Source organism: Pseudarthrobacter sp. RHLT3-21, assembly GCF_059383495.1.
Genome location: NZ_JBWZCI010000017.1, coordinates 73607 through 93652, shown reverse-complemented (window position 1 = coordinate 93652; position 20046 = coordinate 73607). Strand labels below are relative to the sequence as shown.

Genomic DNA, 20046 nt, shown 5'->3' with positions numbered 1-20046 from the left:
GGCCGGCGAAATTTTCGAGTCGGATAAGTCGACTACTTCTTAGCCTGCTTCGTACGCCGCGGTTTACTCTCTTCGTTGGCGATGGGGTTCACCGTGGGAACGGGTTTTTTCGCGAAGACCTACGCCCCACTTGGCCTCAGTCTCCTTGGCTGCGCGTTCGATCGCGTAGGTTCGTTCCATTTGGCCGAAGAGCGCGAGCATCACGACTGCCAGCTGCGACATGGGATCCTCCGGATTGGCCGAATCAACCCGAATCGGGTCGGCCAGGTTCCGGACTCCGACGCCGCGGCCTGCCAGGTCGTGAATGAGGTTCAGGGTGTCCCGGACGGTGCGGCCCAACCGATCCAAGGTGTGCACCACGATCACATCCCCCTCGCGGGCCTGGTCCAGGGCTTCATGAAGTCCGGGCCGGTTTGTAGTGGACCCGGACTTCTTGTCCACGTAGATGTGCCGGGCAGGGATGCCCTCGCCGCGCGGTGCGTCGATCTGCCGGTCGAGGTCCTGTTTCGCGGTCGAGACGCGGGCGTACCCAATTTCCATGGGGCCACTGTACCGATACTTATCCTGCACGCTCCGCACGGGACGTCCAAAAGAAGATAGTTGTGGAACGAAATCCCGTGGCGAGTCGCCACTCTTCGAAGGACCAGCCCCGGCCGTTCCACTTCCTAGGAAATGAACCGCCCTTTGAACGTTGTAGGAATTCAACAACGGCCCGGCCCAACAGCCCGTGACTGTCACTTCAGACTGGCGGTTTTTCAATGTTCAATCGGCGGTTCTATCTGATGCCGATGGCGAGGTTCAGCAGGCACTCCGCGGATTCCCGAATCGTGTCATGGTGAGGTGCCGAGGCCATTTGTGGGTGCGGCCAATGCGAAGGCGCGGGGCCCCTCCGTATAGTCCCCGGACGGCGAGGAGATCGGCATCGGACGTTTCCCGCCAGTGTGGCCGGACCTCCAGAGCCTCCTACCTGCCGCTGTCGGGAAGAATCAGGCCGGGACTTGGTGGACGATGTCGGGAGCAGACAGCCCCTCCAGCCATGCCACAGCCGCCGGACGCGACGTGAAAAACTCCTGGAGATTGTGCTGGCCGCGCCGCATCCAAGCGGCAACGACCCGGTCAAGATTCGTTGTCCCCACTATGGCGACGGAGGAAACGAAGCGGGTGTCCCGGTAGTCGTTGCAGGCTTCGACAGTCAGGTTGACGCCGATGATTTCGATCAGCAATGGCAGCTTCCGGCCAGCACTAAGAAGCTCCACGGCAAGCACAGATTCCGTGGCGTCTTCGGCCTGAAGAACGGAACCGGGCACCCAGATCAGATGAAGGGTCCCGCCGACATATAGGCTCAGCGTCCCTTTTCCACCTGCAAGCACGATCTCCGCCACGAATTCCCCTCTGCTACAGAGTAGCCGGGGAACGTGTGCCCCGGTAGGTGTCGGGCATGGCGGAGACCAAGAGCAGTGCAAGGCCGTGGGATCAACAGGCGATGAACAGCGGTATTGCTGATGCCGGCCCTCTCCTACGGCAACTGCTAGTGATCTTCCGCGACGACACGAGGTGAAGATTCGAGGATGACCGAAGCGGGCCTTCTGGAAGCCCAATGGGAGAACCCGGACATTGCCGAAAGCCAAGGCCGGCCTCGCCGCAGGCTGTACGGCATTACCAACAACGGCAGAAGCGCGTTGGCGATGGCTTCCCGGACTGCCTCAGTGGAGATCGTGGCTCTTCATGCTTTCAAGCCGGTGTGCGCATGACAGGGCAGGGAGACCACTCATCCTGCTGGAGCGCCAGGGCTGTCATGCGGTTGGGTAGTCATCTATACCAGCTCAGTCCGGACTGAAGCCACAGTCCGCGCGTTGTGCGACGAGGATAAGCCTTGAAGGTGCATATGCGATAATATTCGCATGGATGCAGATAAAGCCTGTGGGCGGAATGGTGACAGCGGATATGTCGAGCTGGCGGTGGAGATTTTTGCGATGCTCGCGGACGCGACGCGGGTGCGATTGATTTTGGCGCTGCGCGACGGCGAAATGTCGGTCAATGACCTCGCAGAGGCGGTGGGAAAGCCGCAGTCTGCGGTGTCGCAGCATCTAGCGAAGATGCGGTTGGCCCGAATGGTTTCCACGCGGCAGGAGGGCACCAGGGTATTTTACCGGCTCGAGAACGAACATGCCCGTCAGTTGGTCACCGATGCAATCTTCCAGGCGGAGCATTCTCTGGGCGGCACGCCGCGCCACCACCACTCGACAGCGGAGACCAGAAACCCATGAAACAGGCCGACAGCCACACCCATGACCACGACACCGCCGGGCATGACCACAGCGCCGACGAGGATAATCACCGGGCCGGGCACGGGCATGACCACGACCACGACCACGACCATGGACATGATCATGAGCACAACCATGAGCACCCCGGAGGGCTGACGGGCTTCCTCTACGGTCTATTCGTTCCTCACAGCCATGATGCCGCCGACTCGGTGGATGAGGCGATGGAGTCGTCGGTCAAGGGAATCAGGGCGCTAAAGATCTCCCTCGTCGTCTTGGCGGTCACCTCTTTGCTGCAGCTGGTCGTTTTCCTGTTCAGCGGCTCGGTGGCCCTGCTGGCGGACACGATCCATAACTTCTCCGATGCCCTGACTGCCGTTCCGTTGTGGGTGGCGTTCGTCCTGAGCCGCCGGGCGGCAACACGGACCTATACGTATGGTTTCGGCCGGGTCGAGGATCTGGCCGGACTGTTCATTGTCGCCATGGTGGCGCTTTCCGCGGTGGTGGCTGGTGTGGAATCGGTCATCCGCCTGTTCCAGCCACAGCCGCTGAATAACCTCGGTTGGGTTCTAGCGGCCGGCCTGATCGGTTTCGCCGGCAACGAGATCGTGGCGATCTACCGGATCCGGGTGGGCAAAGAGATCGGGTCCGCAGCACTGGTGGCGGACGGAGTTCACGCCAGGACCGACGGGTTCACGTCCCTGGCCGTCGTCGCGGGCGTCATCGGCGTCTGGCTTGGTTTCCCGCTGGCGGACCCTATTATCGGCATCCTGATCTCGGTCACCATTTTCGTCCTGCTGTGGGGGACTGCCCGGGACATCGGCCGCCGGCTCCTCGACGGCGTGGACCCGGACCTGCTGGAACGCACAGAAGCCGCCATCGCACCGGTAGCCCCTGCTGCCTCCACCGTCCGGTTGCGGTGGAGCGGCCACCGCCTCAACGTTGAAGTCACCGCCCCCATGGATCCTGCCCGGACCGTTGCAGAGCTCGCAGCCCTTAACAGGGCCGTTGAGGACGCCGTCCGCGCAAGCATCCGCAACGTCGGAACGGTCCTCACCATTGCCCGCTAACCCTCGACAACCCAAACCCGTGGATTACGCAGCCCTTGCAGAAGCTGGGACGGCGGGCCCACAACCTGGCTTGACCATGGCCGACATACCCGGACACGGCCATTTTTTCCTCACAGCCCCGGCCATGGAAATGGTGGCAGTGTTCGGAGGGACGTTGCATTGCTATCAGGGCGACGGCGGATGCCGGAAGCAGGGCCTATATTTCTCGCGGACCCCGCCGCGCAAACCGCTCTGGTGTGAGCTCAGCCACCGACCCACGAAACCCCCGGGAAACGACAACCGGGGAGCAGGAACATCACTGGCGATAAGTGTCAGCCATGATCTCGCACCGAAACTGGACCGCGCAGTCCTGGACTTTGGGACGTACACCAAGATGCAGCGCTTCGTGTGGCTGTCTCTGCCCGTGGCTAAAGGACCTCAATGCAGCTGCCTCCGCTCAACAGGAACCCCTGCCGGCAAACGCTCACCCTGCCTCGACGACGAAGGCGTTGGCCTGACGGATCTCTAACACCGGCCAGGTCCCTGGCAGCGCAAGGTCCCACACGAAGCCCAAAAACCAGAAGTCGTGCAGACGACTTCTGACACTTCGTGCAGGCGACTTCTGAAACTGACAGGCATCGTCATTTACTCCGCAGAGCACATCGAAACTGTTGCGAAGTTCTACCGCGACTACATGGACTCGGCTCCGGAGAACGATGGCGCCATCGGCGCGCACGCCGAATTCGGCGCAACGGTCACCAGCGTCAACACTTCCGTCCACGTCTACCCGATAGATGGCGCCGTCGCCCGCGTCGGGGCGGACGAGACTGCCTTCGCGAACCGGGGGATGAAGTTCTCGCCAGTCATCGCCGCACAATGGACGGATCCGGCCGACAACCAGGCCAACATCCGCTGGGTCAAGGACTACGCAGCGGCCTTGGCTCCGCACTCAGCGCCCGGCGGCTACATCAACTTCATGGACGGGGACGACCAATCCAGGATCTCGGAAAATTACGGCGGGAACTACGCGCGGCTAGCCTCGATCAAGGCCAAGTATGATCCGCAGAACCTTTTCCACGTGAACCAAAACATCAAGCCACAGTGACCGACGCAAAGGCACCGTGACCGGTCCCCAGCTTGGGCTCTCACGAAAATCAAGGTGGCCGGCGGATGGTGCGCGGGGGCGTAGGCGGGTACCTATCGGCCCACCCTTGGAACGGGGTCAGCCAGCTTGTGATGCGGGAATAGCTCTCCTAAAGCGGAACCCTGCCCCCATTGAGTGCCTCGGCGTCCGCCAGCGGCGCAGGGCAGGGGATGGTCGCTGCAGCCGGGCGAGGGCGGCGTCGGCTTCGCTGCTTGGTTCTGCCGTGTAGGTGAGGACGCGGTGGCCGGAGTCATCAGGCATGGTCAGGACCTCGAATCCGAGCTCCAGGGAACCGAGCTGGGGGTGGTTGAGTGTTTTGTGTCCTGACATGCAGTTTTCGACCGGGTGTTCTGCCCACATGGTAGCGAACTCGGGGCTTTTGAGGGTCAGTTCCCCGACGAGTGCGGCGAGTTCGGTGTCATCGGAGAACCGTCCGGAGAGCAGCCGCAGGGAAGCAACGGCGCGGCCGGCCTCGGAGCGCCAGTGCGGGTACAGGGCGCGAGTGTCCTCGTCCAGGAAGAGCATCCGGGTCATGTTCGGCCGCTGCGACGGTGTGTCCGGGGCGTCGAAATCCAGGTGGGAAGCGATCAGCCGGTGTCCGGCCTGGTTCCAGGCGAGGACTTCGGTACGTTTGCCCAGCACCACAGACGGAACACTGCCCATCGAATCAACCAAGCGCTTCGTCCCCGGCCGCACATGGTCGGGCCGGTTCCGGGAGGCTTTCGGGTTGCGGCGTTTGATGCCGGAGAGGTCGGAGAGGTGTTTCCTTTCGACCTCGGTCAGGGCAAGTGCCTGGGCGAGGGAGTCGATAACGGCGTCGGAGGCGTTGATGTGCTGGCCTTGTTCCAGTCTGGCGTAGTAGGTCACGCTCATACCGGCCAGCATGGCCACTTCCTCACGCCGCAGCCCCGGCACCCGGCGGGTCCCATAGTCCATCAAACCGACATCGGCAGGAGCCAGGGCAGCCCGTCGTTTGCGGAGGAAGTCGCCCATTGCGGCTGGTTGGTTCATACCTGTGAGTATTCACGAACATTCCCGAACGTGGGTAGCACTGCCAGTGCTACCCACAACACGGCGTGGCTGTTCCTGCCCGGCGTCGGCAGGGTGGAGAGCAAACCCGCCCACGCACTCAGTGATTGGATACCTCCGCGATGACAGCGCACCACACCGCACCCCTCCCCCAGCTCGCAGCACCACCAGCGGCGCCCACACCGCCAACTGAACAAGGTCCTGCCCGGATGACCGGGCGGCAGCGGCTGATCATGGTCCTGCTGCTGACCGCCAGCTTCACCCTCGCGGTGGACTTCTCCATCCTGAACGTCGCGCTGCCCCGGATCGGGGCCGACGTCGGATTCTCCCTGGAACACCTGCAATGGATCGCCACATCCTTCGCGCTGTGCGCCGCCGGATTCACGCTGTTCTTCGGCCGCGTCGCTGACCTGTTCGGCCGCAAACGCCTCTTCATCAGCGGAATGGCGCTGCTAGGGATCGGCTCGCTCGTCGGCGGCCTCGCCACCGACCCCGGCCTGCTGCTTGTCGCCCGCGTCGCCCAAGGTCTGGCCACCGCGGCCGTCACCCCGGCCGCCCTGTCGCTGCTCACGACGTCCTTCCCGGAAGGACCCCTGCGGGACAAGGCACTGGGCCTGAACGGGTCCCTCATGGCCGCCGGGTTCACCGCCGGCGCGATCCTCGGCGGGCTTTTGACCGACCTGCTGTCATGGCGATGGGCGTTCTTCATCAACATCCCCATCGCCATCTTCGTTCTCGTCCTCGCCCCGAAACTCCTGACCGAATCCGCCCGCAGAAATAGAACGAAGCTCGATGTGCCGGGTGCGGTCACCGTCACCCTCGCCCTGGTGCTGCTCGTCTTCGGCCTGACCACCGCTGGCGAAAAGGGCTGGAACGAACCGCTGGCCTGGGTACCACTGGCAGCCGGCGTGATCCTGTTCGTCGTGTTCTTCTTCATCGAGAAGAACACGGCTCACGCTCTCGTCCCTGTGACTATCCTGCGGCGGAACAACATCGCCTGGGGCAATATTGCCGGGATTCTGGCATTCGCGACCGAAACATCCCTGGTGTTCGTTTTGACCCTCTACCTCCAGCAGGTCCTCGGCTACACACCGCTCGGGGCCGGACTGGCCTTCGCCGTGCTCGGCATCGGGACCGTCGTCGGCGGGATCAGCGCCCCAAAACTCATCGGCAAACTTGGCAACAAGAACACCATCATCGCTGGCCTCACCGTCCAGTCCGCCGCCACCGGATCCCTGCTCTTCATCAACACCAGCCAGACCTCACTGATCATCGTGCTGATCGCCACGTTCATCGGCGGAGTCGCGAACCTCGCCGCAATCGTCGGGTTCATGGTCACCGCCACCACAGGGCTCCCGGACACCGAACAGGGCCTCGCCACCGGTCTGGCCACCATGAGCCAGCAAATCGGCATCACCATGGGCATCCCCGTCATGAGCACCATCATCGCCGCGTCCCTGCTCCAGCACGGCAGCGGCGGCGCCCCGGAACAGGTACTGCACGCGGTAATGCCGGCCATCGGAATCAATGCCGCCCTCTGCCTGGCTGCGGCACCACTGATAGCACTGTTCCTTCGCCGGCCCGCCTCCGTCGCAGCCCAACCCTCCCCCGCCAAAGCTCACGCGCCTTTCCAGCCGGGCGTCAGGTGATGCGGCTGGGGCACTAATCAGCTCGCTCGTTTGCTGCGCCGCCACCTCAGTGCACCAGCAATGCTGCAGTCGTAGCATGGACGAATTCATCTTGCGATGAGCTCCTTGACTGGCCCTTCGTGCAAGGCCAAGTAAACATCGTCTCGGATCTGATTTGCCTGGGCATCGGTCATCGTCCGTCCGAGAGGACGCAGGACCAGACGTATCAGCGCGTTGGCCTGTCCATCGCAAATGCGGAGCCGTTCCTGCGCTGCTGTGGGAAGCTCTCCATACGGAGTCAGGGCCAAGAGTTCAACTCTTTCCAGGTCTTCGGCTTGTTCGCCTAATGCTGTTCGTACCCCGTCTCCGAGCAACTCGGCATCCATATCCGCGGCAACGACAATGGAAAGGTCCCTGCGGACCTGTGAGCGTTGATCAATCAGAGCTTGAATCGGCCGGGATATGGGATGTCAGCTGCCTGGACAACTTGGTGGTCGAGAGTTTATTCGGGCGCCTGAAAGAGGAATTCATCCGTAGGCGCCACTTTCCAGACAGCGTCAGGGCTTTCCGCATGGAACTGGACGGGTATCAGGCCTTGCACAATCACCCGCCGGGTCAAGGACAGACTGGACGGGATGAGACCGGTCGAGGATCGGAACAAGCTCTCTTTGCAGCCCGACCCACTTCTCATGAGTTATGCCCGGCAGCCCCGCTACTATTGATCGTTGTTTAACGATATTATCGGCGTGTGACGATTCAAGAGTGCAAGCCCGACGTTTCCCCTGCTGTCGCATTGTTCCGTTCCCTGGCGGACCCTGCCCGGTTGGCGATTATCCAGCAGCTTGCCCAGGGCGAGCAGCGCGTCAGTGATCTGGTGGAACACCTCGCGCTGGCGCAGTCCACGGTTTCTGCCCATGTGGCGTGCCTGCGGGACTGCGGCTTGGTGGAGGGTCGTCCGGAAGGACGCCAGACCTTCTACGCGCTGAGCCGGCCGGAGCTGATCGATACCCTGGCCTCGGCAGAGAAACTGCTGGCCGCCACCGGATACAAGGTCGCGCTCTGCTCCAACTACGGCACTCCGGAAGCAGGAGGGAAGTAAGTGGACACGGCAGCAACCCTTACCGCCGAAGATACCGAACAGCTCACACGCAAAGGACTGTGCCTGGCCCAGTTCACAGTCGGCTACAACGTCGTTGAAGGCATCATCGCGGTCACTGCCGGCGCGCTGGCAGGCCTGGTATCCGTGGTCGGTTTCGGCATCGACTCGGGCATTGAATCCGTCGCCGCGGTCCTGGTGGGGATCCGGCTCGCGGCCCGCCTCCGTCACGGCCATGCTGACGAACGCAAGGAACGCCTGGCCCTGAGGCTGGTAGCCGTCAGCTTCTTCATCCTGGCCGCCTACGTCGTCTTCGAAGGCATCCGGTCTCTGGCGGGTGGGGAGGCCCCGGAAAGTTCACCCCTGGGCATCGGGATCTTGGTGGTGTCTCTGATCGTGATGCCGTTCCTTGCCGTAATGAAAAGGCGCGTCGGGACCAGGTTAAACGACAAGCTGATCCTTGCCGACGCGGCCGAAACGAAAATCTGCGTGCTCCTGAGCATCTCCACCCTGCTCGGTGTTGGAATCTTTATGCTCACCGGCGCCGCCTGGCTCGATCCCGTGGCCGGGTTCATCATCTCGACCTTCGCCATCCACGAAGGCAAAGAAGCCTGGGAGGGCGAACTCGTCGAAGACGACGATGACGATGACGATGACTGAACAAGGCTTCCCGCGGAGTTCACAGAGGGAGGAGGTGATCTCACATGGATGATTGCTGCCAGGACGGTAATTGCTCGCCGGAGGAATGCGGCAACGCGTGCTGCTGACGCCGCCCGGTTACGATAGCTGCGCTGAGGGCCCCGCTGAATTGGCGGGGCCCTCCTTTCGTACATCAAGCTGCTGGCAGGGTTGAGGCAGTTCTGCCAGGACAAAAGCTTCACGAATGTGTCAGCACCAAATCCGGGCGCCATGTCTAAAGGCATTTAAGCTGATAATTTTCTAGGCATGGGAAGCACTGCTTTGCCGCTGTTACCACCAAAGCCGGCACGACAACAGTCGTTGGCCCTGGTCTTCCTCGCCGGTGCCATCATCGGCGTCCTGGGCGGCATGATCGGCCTGGGCGGTGCCGAATTCCGGCTGCCCCTGCTCATTGGGGTCTTCGGCTTCGCCGCATTGCAGGCTGTGATCATGAACAAGGCTATGAGCCTGATCGTGGTCATCACGGCCCTGCCGGCCCGCCTCGTCGGCGTTCCCCTCGGCGAGCTCTCGCCCTACTGGTTCATCGTCCTGAACCTCCTGGCCGGAAGTCTTTTCGGTGCCTGGATCGGGGCGCACTGGGCCACCCGGCTCAAGACCAAAACGCTCTACCGCGTGATCGCGGTGTTGCTCGTGCTGATCGCGGCTCTGCTCTTCGCCACCCACTTCTTCGCGATAGACCCGCTCAACATTGCCCCGGCCCCCAGGACCGTGCTGGGCATCGCGGCCGGGATCATCATCGGCATCGTGGCGGCTCTGATGGGCGTCGCCGGCGGGGAGTTGCTCATCCCCACGATCGTCCTGCTCTATGGCACCGACATCAAGATCGCAGGAAGCCTGTCCCTGGCCGTTTCACTTCCCACGATGCTCGTAGCGTTCGCCCGCTTCAGCAGAGACAAAAGCTTCTCCGTCCTGGGGCAGAACAAGCCCTTCCTCGTTGCGATGACCCTGGGTTCGATCAGCGGGACAGTGGTCGGCGGTCTCCTGCTGGGAATTGTTCCCAGCCTGGTCCTCATTCCCCTCCTCGTCCTGCTCCTGCTGCTGTCCTCGATCAAAGTCTGGAACCACGGCTAGCAACATTTCCGCAGGCTGTCTCAAACGGGACTGAATCCCACCCGGACCACGAATGAGGATGCTCCGTCCTGCACCGGCCAGGACCCCCCTCTTCCAAGCCCTCGGGTAAATCCTTGATTTTGCTGCGACTCCAACTTGCGGGGTTCACTTCAGAACAAGGTCTTGGATTAGGCGCCGTATGCAGCCCGATGGGGCCTGACGGCGATGAATATGGCCAGGGCGGCGGCCTGGATGATGGTCAGGGTGACGGCGAGGGCGAAGACAGACTGCTCGTAGAGGACCCCGATGAGTACGCTTCCGGCCAGCCAGGCAATGCCGTAGCAGGCGGCGAAGATGCCGTAGGCGCTGCCTCGCCTTCCTGCCGGGGCCAGCTCGGCGACGGCGGCCCGCATGGTGCTTTCCTGAACGCCCATTGCGGCTCCCCAGAGCAGCACCCCCGTGACTGCCAGCGGCGTGCTGTTGCTGAAACCGAGCCACGGGACGGCCGCGGCGAGTACCGGAAGAGCAAGGAGTACCTTCAACCCGATCCGGTCATAGAGCCAGCCGGACGCCAGGGCCGCGACAGCATCCACTGCCATAGCCACTGCGTATAGGACGGGCACCAGCACGGGCGTTAGGAGCCCGGTGGCGACAAGGTGGAATGAAAGCAGGCCGAAGGTTGCGTAGCCGAACATCGTCAGGCTGCTGAATGCTGCGTACGTCCAGAATTGCCGTGGCATCGCGGACATCGTCGGGGGAGCCGCCGTTGCCGGGGCCAGCTCGGCTGATTCTGATGTTGTGGCGGGCTCGTCATGCGGCAGGGACACCTCATAGACGGAGGGGTCAGGGACTCGCTTCCGGAGCCAAAAGAGGAGGAGCATGGCTGCAAGCCCGGGAACAGCGAGCAAAAGGAACCCCGGGCCGTAGCTGCCGGAAAGTGACAGGGCCACGCCGATCAGAAGCGGGCCGAGGAAGGCGCCGACCTGGTCCAGTGCCTCGTGGAACGCAAACGCTTTTCCGCGGCCCAGCCCGGTGCCGGCCTCGGCGAGCATGGTGTCCTTGGCCGGACTCCGCACGGCCTTGCCCAGGCGCTCCGCCAGGACGAGCAAACACGCAACCCACAAGGCACTGGTCATCCCGAGAAGCGGCACCGACAGTGCGGTGAGGCCGTAGCCCGTAATCGCCAGTGCCCACCGCAGCCGGGGACGGTCCGCCAGGCGTCCGAAGACCAGGCGCAGAACGAGGGCGACCGCCTCACCCGCGCCCGTGATGACACTGATCAGGAGGGCGGAAGCGCCAAGTGCGCCCAGGAACGGTCCGGTGACGCTTCTGGCCCCTTCGTAAACCATGTCCATCAGGGCGCTGATAATGCCGAAGACAAGGATGAACCGGAATGCAGTCAGCGGTGGTCCCGCCATACTCCGGCTGGCGATTTTGTCGGTGGTGCTCTTCATGCTCGAAAGCCTTGTCTTCTCTGGTCGGGGGTCACTCATGACGGTGTTTTCTTGGCGTCCGATGAGCTGACTCCGGCGAGGCGTTCGATGATCAGCAGGCCGGCCGGGGTGCCGGGCCAGTGCCGGCGCAGGGGTTCAGGCCCCGCGGAGCGGATCACCGAACGCAGAACCACCGCGACGATGATCACGTCGTCGGCGTAGCCGATCACGGGAAGGAAGTCCGGGACGAGATCCAGCGGTGAGAGCAGGTAGCCCAGCAGTAGTATCAGCTTGACCCGCACTCCGGGCGAAACGGTTTTGTCGGTTGCGAGTCTCCGGATCAGCCGCAGCAGATCCGGCAGTAGACGCAAAGCATCCTTCATCCCGATCGTTTTCGGGTGGCGACGGGCATAAACCCACAGGCCCAGCAGCAGAACCAGGTACACGGCCACCACGCCGGCCAGGATTTCCAACAGCAGTTGCCACCAGTCCACCGTCCTACTCTCCGTTTCCTGGACGCAACTGACCGGTAGGGGCGTGCAGCGCGGAATAAACCCGCTCCGAGTAAGCGTCAAAGAGGGCCGCACACCGGCGCAGAAGCTCCGCAGCCGCATCGGTTTCGGGGAGTTCAAGAACGTCGCGGCTCTTCAGGTCTCGGAACCACCGGCGCAGCCGCTCCATGCTTTGCTCTTCCTCCTCCAGTTCGGCGAGGGTGAATTTCCCGTTCCGCGTCTCCTTGGCTAGTTCCTCCTCGAAGGCCATGCAGTCCCCGGTAAACTCCTGCCACTCGTCCAGGCGCTGGGCGCGGAAAGCAGAACGCAGCGGATCGGCTGCGGGGTCTTCAGCTTCAGGCGTGGGCAGCACCAGAACCTCCCCTAAACCACGGGCCGCCAGCTCCACGACCTTCTTAACAGCCGACGAAAAATACGGCGTTTCAGGCACTGTCCACACTCCAGAGGAGACCGGCGCAGCACCGAACCTGCGCAATTCCCGCCACACAGCAACCCTGGTCCGGGACGACCCGCCGGGCGGCAAACGCACAATCAAGAGCAACCAGTTCATGGGATAACCGTATCCGTAACGCCACTGAATGTAACACTTGTTACGGGCAAGCCTGCACTCAAGGCGAATGTTGTTGATTATGTGGTTCGTTGAAGCGTATGGGCCAGGCGGTAGGAATCAGTGCCAGTTTCGATGATGGCGCCGTTGAACGTGAGCCTGTCCACGATCGCGGCGCTCATTAGGTCCGGGATGTCGCTTAGGTGGGTACGTTCGGGCCGTCCTGGTGGGCTCCGATCAGACTGACATATTCACTCGATCGTGCTCAGGCTCCAGACTGTGGTCTCACGGGAGACGAAACCTGGGGACCTCGCGGTGGTCACCGTGGGGGCGCTAAACGCAGGAACGACGTCGAACATCATCCCGGACCGCGCCACCCTCCTGCTGAACATCCGCACGTACGACAACCAGGTCCGTGCCGGGGTGCTTGCCTCGATCTAACGCACGTCAGGGGCGAGTGTGTCACCGCCGACTCGCCGCAGGAACCTGAGTTCGAGTAGTACGACCAGTTCCCGCTCACCAGCAGCGACGCCGCCGTAACCGCCCAGGTGACCGCCGCCTTCACGGCCCACTTCGGGGCAGACGCCGTCCAGAAGGCCCAGCCGCAGACCGCCTCCGAGGACTTCAGCCGCATCCCGGACGCGTTCGGCATCCCCTACACGTTCTGGCTGATCGGCGGCGTGGACCCGGAAACGTACCGGGCCGCCGTCGCCAACGGGACGGGAGCCCAAGACATCCCGGCGAACGACTCCCCCTTCTTCGCGCCCGTCCTGAATCCGACGCTGGAAGTCGGCGTCCGGGCGCATGTGGTGGCCGCACTGTCCTACCTTGGCGGCTCCGTATACAGATCGACCGACTAAGTTCCCACGTGTTCGCGGTTCTGCGGTTCGACGGACTCTCCCTGCCCCGCCGAAGCGGAGCACTCGTCACAACGACCGACAAACTGGTGCGGGCAATTCATAAGTTCCAAGTCGTCCCCGGAAGTCACTCTGATTCGCATGGGATCCTGCGTTTTCTGTCCACGCCGCCATCGACGGGGCTTTAGTCGTTTCAATAATGGCGCCGGCGGCGACCTTTGTGGGCACCAACCCTAAATCCCGCCGACACAATAAGTAAACCGAATGTGCCGGTGCCGTGCACGAGTAGCCGGTACTCAGTTTTTTATCCACCACTACGGGCTAAGACATGGCGGGGGAGGTGGCTCAGCACGCTGGCGCCCAGGCCGGCCAACTGGAGGACTGTCGATCCAAGGTCCGTCCCCGCGAGGACTGACATTGGAATCAGCGACAGCGGCTAGGAGAAGCCTTCGAGCGCATATCTCGGTGACCAGCTCATTTCCATAGCCCAAGTAAGGTGTCGTGAGCCGTGGTCAGATATCGGCCAGGAGCGAGTTGGGCTTTTCGATGGCGTCCGCGACAAAGCGGAGGAATCCTGCTGCGGTGCCGCCGTCGCACACGCGGTGATCGAAGGTCAGCGTCAGTTCGGTGACCTTCCGGACGGCGAGTTCCCCCTCCACCACCCATGGCTTGTCGATGATGCGTCCCACCCCGAGGATGGCCACCTCGGGGTGGTTGATAATGGCTGCGGAACCGTCCACCCCGAAGACGCCGTAGTTGTTCAGCGTGAAGGTGCCGCTGCCCAGTTGCTCCGGCGTCGCCTTGCCCTCGCGTACGACGGCGGTGAGCCGGCGGATCTCCGCGTCCAGTTCGCGGGCACTGAGTTTGTCCGCGTTACGTATCGAGGGGACCATCAGTCCGCGGTCCGTCTGGGCCGCGAAGCCCAGGTTAATGCCGGCGAAGCCAACGATCTCCTGCGAGCCGTCGCCGGTGGTTTCGATGCGGGTGTTCAGGTCCGGGAATCTTTTTAACCCAGCAGTGACAAAACGCGCGATGAACGCAAGGAGCCCCGGCGTAGTGTGCGGATCAGACTTCTTAAGGCCTGCCCGGAGTTCCACCAGCGCCGTGGCATCCACGTCCACCCAGACCGTGGCCTCCGGGATCTCCGCACGGCTGCGGGACATGTTGGCGGCCACGGCTTTCCGGACACCCCTGACAGGTGTCCGCGAGGAAATGCCCAGCCCTGTGCGACTGTCGGTGGTTGAGCCTGGGGCCACGACCGCAGGGTTCCCTGACCGAGCTTGCGAGGTGAGGGGGCGGGTGGGGAGGATCACGGCCTCGACGTCCTTACGCATGATCAGGCCGCTGTTACCCGAGCCGCTAATTTCGCCGAGATCAACGCCGTGCTCCCTGGCCATGCGCCGGACGAGCGGTGAAATGACGGCTCCCAGCTTCCCGGGGACCCTCGTGCGGAGAAGCAGCAGGTCATCGGCCGCCTTCTGGGCATCAGGCTCAACCATCGGATCGTTGGTTGAGTTCGTCGAAACCGCTGTCCGGGGAGCCCTGGTTCGCCGGGCAGCGCCGCTGCCGCCAGGCGTCCCGTAACCGATCAGCACATTTCCGGACCCGGCCTTCTCTTCTTCGCGGTAAGTATCCGCTGCGCCGGTTTCGGCAGGATTGGTCTCGGCAGGCTCAACCACCGAGGCCTCGGTCTCGACAGGCCCGACCACCGGCACCGGCGCACCAATCGGCGCCACGGAAATCAGCGGCTTGCCCACGTCGAGGGTCTGGCCGGGCTCGCCGTGGAGCACCGTCACGGTGCCGGCATACGGCGACGGGACTTCCACCATGGACTTGGCCGTCTCCACCTCGGCGATGGGCTGGTCCACACGGATCACATCACCCACGGACACGAGCCAGTTGACCAGCTCGGCTTCGGTCAGGCCTTCGCCGAGGTCCGGGAGCAGGAATACTTTCGTTTCACTCATGGTCAGTTCTCCCACTGGAGGTCGTCAACGGCGTCGAGGATACGGTCCACGCCGGGCAGGTAGTAGTGCTCGAGCTTCGGTGCAGGGTATGGGACATCAAATCCCGTCACGCGGCGGATGGGAGCTGCGAGGTAGTGGAAGCAGCGTTCCTGGACCCGCGCCACGATCTCGGAGGACACGGACGCGAAGCCGTGCGCTTCGGCGATCACCACGGCCCGGCCGGTCTTCCGGACGGACGCGCACACGGTCTCATCGTCAAAGGGAACGATCGAGCGGACGTCGATGACTTCCAGCGAGCGCCCCTCCTCCGCAGCGGCAGCGGCCGCAGCCAACGCGGTGGGCACGGACGGTCCGTAGGCAATGAGCGTTGCGTCAGTCCCGGCACGGGCGACGGCGGCCCGGCCTTCCGAGGACCTGCCCGCCTCGACGTTAAGTGTGTGCTGCGCCCGGAGATCCTCAAGATCCACCAGGTCCTTTGACCAGTAGAGCTTCTTGGGCTCCATAAACATGACGGGGTCATCCGAATCGATGGCCTCCCGCAGCATGCGGTACGAGTCGGCCACGGTGGCGGGGGTGAACACCTTCAGGCCCGCAGTGTGGGCGTAGTACGACTCAGAGGAGTCGCAGTGGTGCTCCACTCCCCCGATGCCGCCGGCATAGGGAACCCGGATCACCATGGGCAGTTTCACGGTCCCCCGGGTGCGGTTGTGCATCTTGGCCACGTGGCTGACGATCTGCTGGAACGCCGGATACGCGAACGCATCGAACTGCATTTCCACCACCGGCCGCATCCCGTTCATGGCCATGCCCACGGCCATACCCACAATGCCGGACTCGGCCAGCGGGGTATCGAAACAGCGCTGCTCCCCGAACGTCTTGGTGAGTCCGTCCGTGATGCGGAAGACCCCGCCCAGAAGACCCACGTCCTCGCCGAAGACCAAGACGGACGGGTCGGCGTGCATCGCATCCGCCAAAGCCGTGTTGAGTGCCTTGGCCATGGTGACGGCCTGCGGTCCGGAAGACTCCGCGGTGGCCGCGGCGGAAGCAGCAGCCCGGGCAGTTGCTGCGCTGACGTTGCCGTTCGCCTCAGACGAGGTGGTGATGGTCGGACTCATTTCTGCGACTCCTCAGACGACGCTTCGCGGGCAAGTTCGTCGGCCAGCATGGCTGACTGTTCCTTCAGCTGTGGTGTTGGCACCGAGAACACGTGCCGGAAGAGTTCCTGGGGGTCCACCGGGACGTCCTCGCCCAGGCCGTCCCGCAACTGGGTGGCAACTGCTTCCGCCTTTTCCGCGATCCGCGCGGCGCCGTCGTCGTCCAGTAATCCGCGCCCGGTGAGGTACGTTTTCATCCGGCTGATCGGATCCTTGGCGAGCCACTCGGCAACCTCGCTGTCCTGGCGGTAGCGGGTGGCATCGTCGGCGTTGGTGTGTGCCTGCATCCGGTACGTGTGTGCCTCGACGAGGAGCGGCCCGGAACCTTCCCGTGCGAGCTTCACTGCCCGGTCCAGCACGGCGAGGAGGGCCACCACGTCGTTGCCGTCCACGCGTTCGCCGGCCATGCCGTAGCCCACTGCTTTGTGGGCGAGCGACGGCGCCACGGACTGGTGCGCCAGCGGAACCGAGATGGCGTACTTGTTGTTCTGGACGAAGAAGACAACGGGCAGGTGGAAGACAGCGGCGAAGTTCAAGGCCTCGTGGAAGTCACCTTCGCTGGTGGCGCCGTCCCCGCACATTGCCAGGACAACGGTGTCTTCCCCGCGGAGCTTTGCCGCGTGGGCCACACCCACTCCATGCAGCAGCTGGGTGGTGAGCGGCGTGCACTGGATGCCCACCTTGTGCCTGGCCGGATCGTAGCCGCTGTGCCAGTCGCCCCGGAAGATGGTCATGGTCTCCACGGGATCAACTCCCCGTGCCATGACCGCCACGGCGTCCCGGTACGTGGGGAACAGCCAGTCGCCCTCGGAGAGGCACAGTGCGGCCGCCACCTGGCAGGCTTCCTGGCCGTGGCTGGACGGGTACACCGCCATGCGGCCCTGCCGGACCAGGGCTGAGTTCTGGTCGTTGACGCGGCGTCCGACGACGAGCTGCTCGTAGGCCGCCATCAGTTCCTCATCGCCGGGCAACGGGTACTCGTGGCCGGGTTCGGTGCCCTGCTCGCTTTCTGCTTTGAGCCGTCCGTCCGGGTCCACCATCTGGATCTGGTGACGGGCGGGCAGCATGTAGTCCTCCACCGTGATGCCGAACTTCCGCACCGCTTCCGATACGGCATCTTCAGCCGGCAAACGCTGGGCCTGGTCCTGCGCAGAGTGGTCCGCGGAGATCGTCATTGGTCCGTCCTTCTGTAGCCACTAGTCACTCCCAGTATCGTCCTGATGGAACTTTCGTATCCAGTAGTTCGTCGGATCGTGGAAGGTTCCGCCTGATGGACCTAGTCTGGAAGACGAATTGGAATGTGAGCTGGATAACGAGCGGGAGCGGTAGACGAATTGGTGAGCCAGGTTCTTTAGAATCGCCCCAGGATGAAAAACACCCCCGACGTCGGGGCGACATTTTTCATCCGTCTTGCTAGTCGGAGCCCATACGGATTACGGCATCCGCGGGATCCAGTTCATCCACGCTGAACGTTCGCATTAGGGGCAGAATAATTGGGGTTACGTTGAGCTTGTTCGACATGGCGGTGACCGATTCGCGCACGTATGGATGCAGCGCCATGAGTCCAACCTGTTCTATGAATAAAGGTCGGATGGCTGCGGCAACGCTGATGGGGCCCGGGAAATCGAACATGATCCCAGCGTCGACGGTGAAGAGCGCGTCGTCGCTCACGATGTCAACGCGTTGCCTGACCTCGATCTGGGTTTGGTCTGCACTAATCCGGAAATAGACCTGGGCGTCGAAGCTGAGCCTGCCATTTTCTTCGTCTTCATCGTCGGCTTCGTGCCGTTCATCCGCGATGTAGTCGTCCAAGCCCGCGTCCCGCCGCACCGACCGGACCTCGTAGAAGACCAGGCCTGCGAGGCTCGCGTCACCACTGAGCGTTTGAAGGTCGTCGTAAGTGGTCACATCCTCCGGGCCAGTGATGTCCTCAGGCACCCTTAACAAGGCCTTCCTGCAATTGTTCCTTGGTCCAGGGCTCGAGTGTCGCTACAACATTTCGGCGGACGGCACCTCCGGTGTGCACCCTGAAGTCGGTCCACCCATCGGTCTGGTGGTAGCGACTGTTGCGGGTTTTAACCTGAACAATAAGCTCTGCATCCACGGAGCGGGCGTATCGCTGGAGCGTGAACAGCGTCGGATTGCCTCCGAGCCGTTCAAACTCGGAGACCGTCGACTGCGACGTTCCCATAATCTTGGCTAGCTGGCTCTGCTTTATTTTCAGGTGCTTCCGACGCTTCACCAGCTGAAGAATGGTTTCCGTCAGCGTGCGGGCGTCCTTCTTCGCGTGGACTACCTGAGGAGCAAGCGGCTAGAATTCCCTTTCCCACAATCATTAGCAATGGCATAGACTGTGGAGGTCGTTAGGAGACATCATCGCTGTCAAGGCCCGCCGCACCGGAATGAAAACCGACCACGGGGCCGGCACCCTCAAGGAATGGATCAACTCTGCCCGTCCCTCTTTTTCTGAAGAGGACCTGGTCTCAGCCCTGGAAGACATGACCCGCAGCACGACGGCAGCCGGCCTGTCCGCACGCGACCGGGACTTCTGGGACAAGAACTCGGGAATCGCAGCCGACGGTGCCGCCGTCGCTATAGCCTCCGCGGCGAACGCCGCCGCCCGGCTCGTTTTTGATGCTTCTGCCCTCACGGCCGCCGAGGTCGCCGAGCGCATGCAGATGTCCGCGTCCACCATCCGGCACTACAAGTCGGGACGGAAGCTCTACTCGTACCTGGTCAACGGCAAGCTAGCCTTCCCGCAATGGCAGTTCAACGATACGGGTGACAAATCGATCCCCTCTCTGGAGGACGTTCTGGGTGCGTTGCCCGACGACCTGCACCCGCAGGCGGTGGCCGGGTTCTTCCTGACGCCCCAACCCGACCTGGTCCTGAACGGTGAATTTGCCTCGGCCAAGTCATGGCTGGAGGCCGGCGGCAGCAAGAAGGTCGTCGTCGACCTTGCCGAGGGACTGGCGGTCGGCTACTGATGCCGGACCAGTACCCGCCGGACGCGGCTACCCTGCGGGCTCTGGGGTATGAAGCAAAGACGATACCGGCTGGCACCGTGCTGTGGCGGATCCACTTCACCGCCTCGGGCCATGTGGTGCCGTGGAACCGTCTGCGCACCTGGGGGCCCGTGCCGGGCTCACGCTGGGAACCTCACCCGCCGCCGCCAGATGATGCCGCGCCGCTGGGTGCCGCCTACCTCGGTGAGGATGTGCTGACGTGCGTGGCGGAGGTATTCCAGCTGACCCGTTTCGTCGACGTCGACCGCGACGACCCTTATGTCACTGCGTTTAGGACGACGCGTGACGTCGTACTGGCTGACCTTACGGGAGACTGGCTGCTGCCGGCCGGCGGTTCGGCGCAGATCGCCTTCGGAGAGAAAGAGCGAACCCGAGCCTGGGCGCGTGCCATCCATGAGACGTGGCCGGACCTTGATGGCGTGTACTCCCTCTCGGCCATAGCCCTGAGCCGCAAGGTGGTGACACTGTGGACCGAGGACGCCATCCCGGCCGCCCCAGAGTTCTCCTCGCCACTGAACGCTCCGGGCATCGTCTCCGATGTGATGGCAGCTGCTGCGAAGATCCGTTACACCAGTAATATCGTCCTCTGAA

At 63.0% G+C, this 20046-nt stretch carries 23 protein-coding genes and 1 pseudogene; 12 read left to right on the top strand and 12 right to left on the bottom strand.

The features are described 5' to 3' along the window. Positions 1 to 63: 63 nt before the first annotated feature. Both AC50YA_RS16715 and AC50YA_RS16710 read right to left on the bottom strand, forming a co-directional pair. Positions 64 to 540 (bottom strand): recombinase family protein, encoded by a 477-nt coding sequence (locus tag AC50YA_RS16715; RefSeq protein ID WP_494983353.1) that lies wholly within the window; start codon positions 538 to 540, stop codon positions 64 to 66. Between the two features lie 446 nt (positions 541 to 986). Further along, positions 987 to 1382: a hypothetical protein gene (locus AC50YA_RS16710; RefSeq protein ID WP_494983352.1), complete on the bottom strand. Its 396-nt coding sequence runs from the start codon at positions 1380 to 1382 to the stop codon at positions 987 to 989. A 186-nt stretch (positions 1383 to 1568) separates the two neighbouring features. On the opposite strand from AC50YA_RS16710, the gene AC50YA_RS16705 reads away from it, so the two are divergent. The 4 genes from AC50YA_RS16705 to AC50YA_RS16690 all read left to right on the top strand — a co-directional run bounded on the left by AC50YA_RS16705 (position 1569) and on the right by AC50YA_RS16690 (position 4418). Continuing rightward, positions 1569 to 1751: a hypothetical protein gene (locus AC50YA_RS16705; RefSeq protein WP_494983351.1), complete on the top strand. Its 183-nt coding sequence runs from the start codon at positions 1569 to 1571 to the stop codon at positions 1749 to 1751. A gap of 150 nt (positions 1752 to 1901) precedes the next feature. Continuing rightward, entirely contained in the window at positions 1902 to 2267 is a 366-nt protein-coding gene (locus AC50YA_RS16700; protein ID WP_494983350.1) for an ArsR/SmtB family transcription factor, read from the top strand. Continuing rightward, entirely contained in the window at positions 2264 to 3334 is a 1071-nt protein-coding gene (locus tag AC50YA_RS16695) for a cation diffusion facilitator family transporter (protein ID WP_494983349.1), read from the top strand. Before AC50YA_RS16700 ends, AC50YA_RS16695 begins: the two co-directional genes overlap by 4 nt. Before the next feature lie 565 nt (positions 3335 to 3899). Next, positions 3900 to 4418 carry a BBE domain-containing protein gene (locus AC50YA_RS16690; RefSeq protein ID WP_494983348.1) on the top strand — a complete coding sequence of 173 codons (519 nt, stop codon included), beginning with the start codon at positions 3900 to 3902 and terminating at the stop codon, positions 4416 to 4418. Positions 4419 to 4535: 117 nt separating this feature from the next. Here AC50YA_RS16690 and AC50YA_RS16685 read toward each other — a convergent pair whose 3' ends face one another. Then, entirely contained in the window at positions 4536 to 5468 is a 933-nt protein-coding gene (locus tag AC50YA_RS16685) for a helix-turn-helix transcriptional regulator (protein WP_494983347.1), read from the bottom strand. A 140-nt stretch (positions 5469 to 5608) separates the two neighbouring features. On the opposite strand from AC50YA_RS16685, the gene AC50YA_RS16680 reads away from it, so the two are divergent. From AC50YA_RS16680 to AC50YA_RS16665, 4 genes are all read left to right on the top strand, one after another. Next, positions 5609 to 7135: an MFS transporter gene (locus AC50YA_RS16680; protein ID WP_494983346.1), complete on the top strand. Its 1527-nt coding sequence runs from the start codon at positions 5609 to 5611 to the stop codon at positions 7133 to 7135. A gap of 727 nt (positions 7136 to 7862) precedes the next feature. Then, complete coding sequence (locus AC50YA_RS16675) at positions 7863 to 8213, top strand: ArsR/SmtB family transcription factor (RefSeq protein WP_494983345.1); 351 nt, start codon at positions 7863 to 7865, stop codon at positions 8211 to 8213. Next, positions 8214 to 8870 (top strand): cation diffusion facilitator family transporter, encoded by a 657-nt coding sequence (locus tag AC50YA_RS16670; RefSeq protein ID WP_494983344.1) that lies wholly within the window; start codon positions 8214 to 8216, stop codon positions 8868 to 8870. A gap of 285 nt (positions 8871 to 9155) precedes the next feature. After that, positions 9156 to 9980, top strand: a complete 825-nt coding sequence (locus AC50YA_RS16665; protein WP_494983343.1) for a TSUP family transporter — start codon at positions 9156 to 9158, stop codon at positions 9978 to 9980. Between the two features lie 167 nt (positions 9981 to 10147). Here AC50YA_RS16665 and AC50YA_RS16660 read toward each other — a convergent pair whose 3' ends face one another. The 4 genes and pseudogenes from AC50YA_RS16660 to AC50YA_RS16645 all read right to left on the bottom strand — a co-directional run. Continuing rightward, the gene (locus AC50YA_RS16660) at positions 10148 to 11413 is read right to left on the bottom strand and encodes an MFS transporter (protein WP_494983342.1); all 1266 of its coding nucleotides are present in this window, start codon (positions 11411 to 11413) and stop codon (positions 10148 to 10150) included. Between the two features lie 35 nt (positions 11414 to 11448). After that, the gene (locus AC50YA_RS16655) at positions 11449 to 11886 is read right to left on the bottom strand and encodes a YkvA family protein (RefSeq protein WP_494983341.1); all 438 of its coding nucleotides are present in this window, start codon (positions 11884 to 11886) and stop codon (positions 11449 to 11451) included. A gap of 4 nt (positions 11887 to 11890) precedes the next feature. Further along, a complete protein-coding gene (locus tag AC50YA_RS16650) occupies positions 11891 to 12454 on the bottom strand; it encodes a Chromate resistance protein ChrB (RefSeq protein ID WP_494983340.1) in 564 nt (187 codons plus the stop codon). Between the two features lie 77 nt (positions 12455 to 12531). Further along, a pseudogene (locus AC50YA_RS16645) lies at positions 12532 to 12633 on the bottom strand (IS21-like element helper ATPase IstB); the annotation flags it as partial. A 79-nt stretch (positions 12634 to 12712) separates the two neighbouring features. Here AC50YA_RS16645 and AC50YA_RS16640 point away from each other — a divergent pair. Further along, positions 12713 to 12892: a peptidase dimerization domain-containing protein gene (locus AC50YA_RS16640; RefSeq protein ID WP_494983339.1), complete on the top strand. Its 180-nt coding sequence runs from the start codon at positions 12713 to 12715 to the stop codon at positions 12890 to 12892. Between the two features lie 107 nt (positions 12893 to 12999). Further along, positions 13000 to 13311 carry a hypothetical protein gene (locus AC50YA_RS16635; protein ID WP_494983338.1) on the top strand — a complete coding sequence of 104 codons (312 nt, stop codon included), beginning with the start codon at positions 13000 to 13002 and terminating at the stop codon, positions 13309 to 13311. A 509-nt stretch (positions 13312 to 13820) separates the two neighbouring features. Here the strand turns inward: AC50YA_RS16635 and AC50YA_RS16630 are convergent. The 5 genes from AC50YA_RS16630 to AC50YA_RS16610 all read right to left on the bottom strand — a co-directional run bounded on the left by AC50YA_RS16630 (position 13821) and on the right by AC50YA_RS16610 (position 18671). After that, a complete protein-coding gene (locus tag AC50YA_RS16630) occupies positions 13821 to 15275 on the bottom strand; it encodes a dihydrolipoamide acetyltransferase family protein (protein WP_494983337.1) in 1455 nt (484 codons plus the stop codon). A gap of 2 nt (positions 15276 to 15277) precedes the next feature. Further along, positions 15278 to 16390: an alpha-ketoacid dehydrogenase subunit beta gene (locus AC50YA_RS16625; RefSeq protein ID WP_494983336.1), complete on the bottom strand. Its 1113-nt coding sequence runs from the start codon at positions 16388 to 16390 to the stop codon at positions 15278 to 15280. Then, complete coding sequence (locus AC50YA_RS16620) at positions 16387 to 17604, bottom strand: thiamine pyrophosphate-dependent dehydrogenase E1 component subunit alpha (protein WP_494983335.1); 1218 nt, start codon at positions 17602 to 17604, stop codon at positions 16387 to 16389. The genes AC50YA_RS16625 and AC50YA_RS16620 overlap by 4 nt, the downstream gene beginning before the upstream one ends. Before the next feature lie 238 nt (positions 17605 to 17842). Then, complete coding sequence (locus AC50YA_RS16615; RefSeq protein ID WP_494983334.1) at positions 17843 to 18367, bottom strand: hypothetical protein; 525 nt, start codon at positions 18365 to 18367, stop codon at positions 17843 to 17845. Next, entirely contained in the window at positions 18360 to 18671 is a 312-nt protein-coding gene (locus AC50YA_RS16610) for a helix-turn-helix domain-containing protein (protein WP_494983333.1), read from the bottom strand. Before AC50YA_RS16610 ends, AC50YA_RS16615 begins: the two co-directional genes overlap by 8 nt. 160 nt (positions 18672 to 18831) lie before the next feature. On the opposite strand from AC50YA_RS16610, the gene AC50YA_RS16605 reads away from it, so the two are divergent. Both AC50YA_RS16605 and AC50YA_RS16600 read left to right on the top strand, forming a co-directional pair. Beyond that, positions 18832 to 19416, top strand: coding sequence for a helix-turn-helix domain-containing protein (locus AC50YA_RS16605; protein ID WP_494983332.1), 585 nt, complete (start codon positions 18832 to 18834; stop codon positions 19414 to 19416). Further along, entirely contained in the window at positions 19416 to 20045 is a 630-nt protein-coding gene (locus AC50YA_RS16600) for an RES family NAD+ phosphorylase (RefSeq protein WP_494983331.1), read from the top strand. The genes AC50YA_RS16605 and AC50YA_RS16600 overlap by 1 nt, the downstream gene beginning before the upstream one ends. The last annotated feature ends 1 nt before the right edge of the window (position 20046 follow it).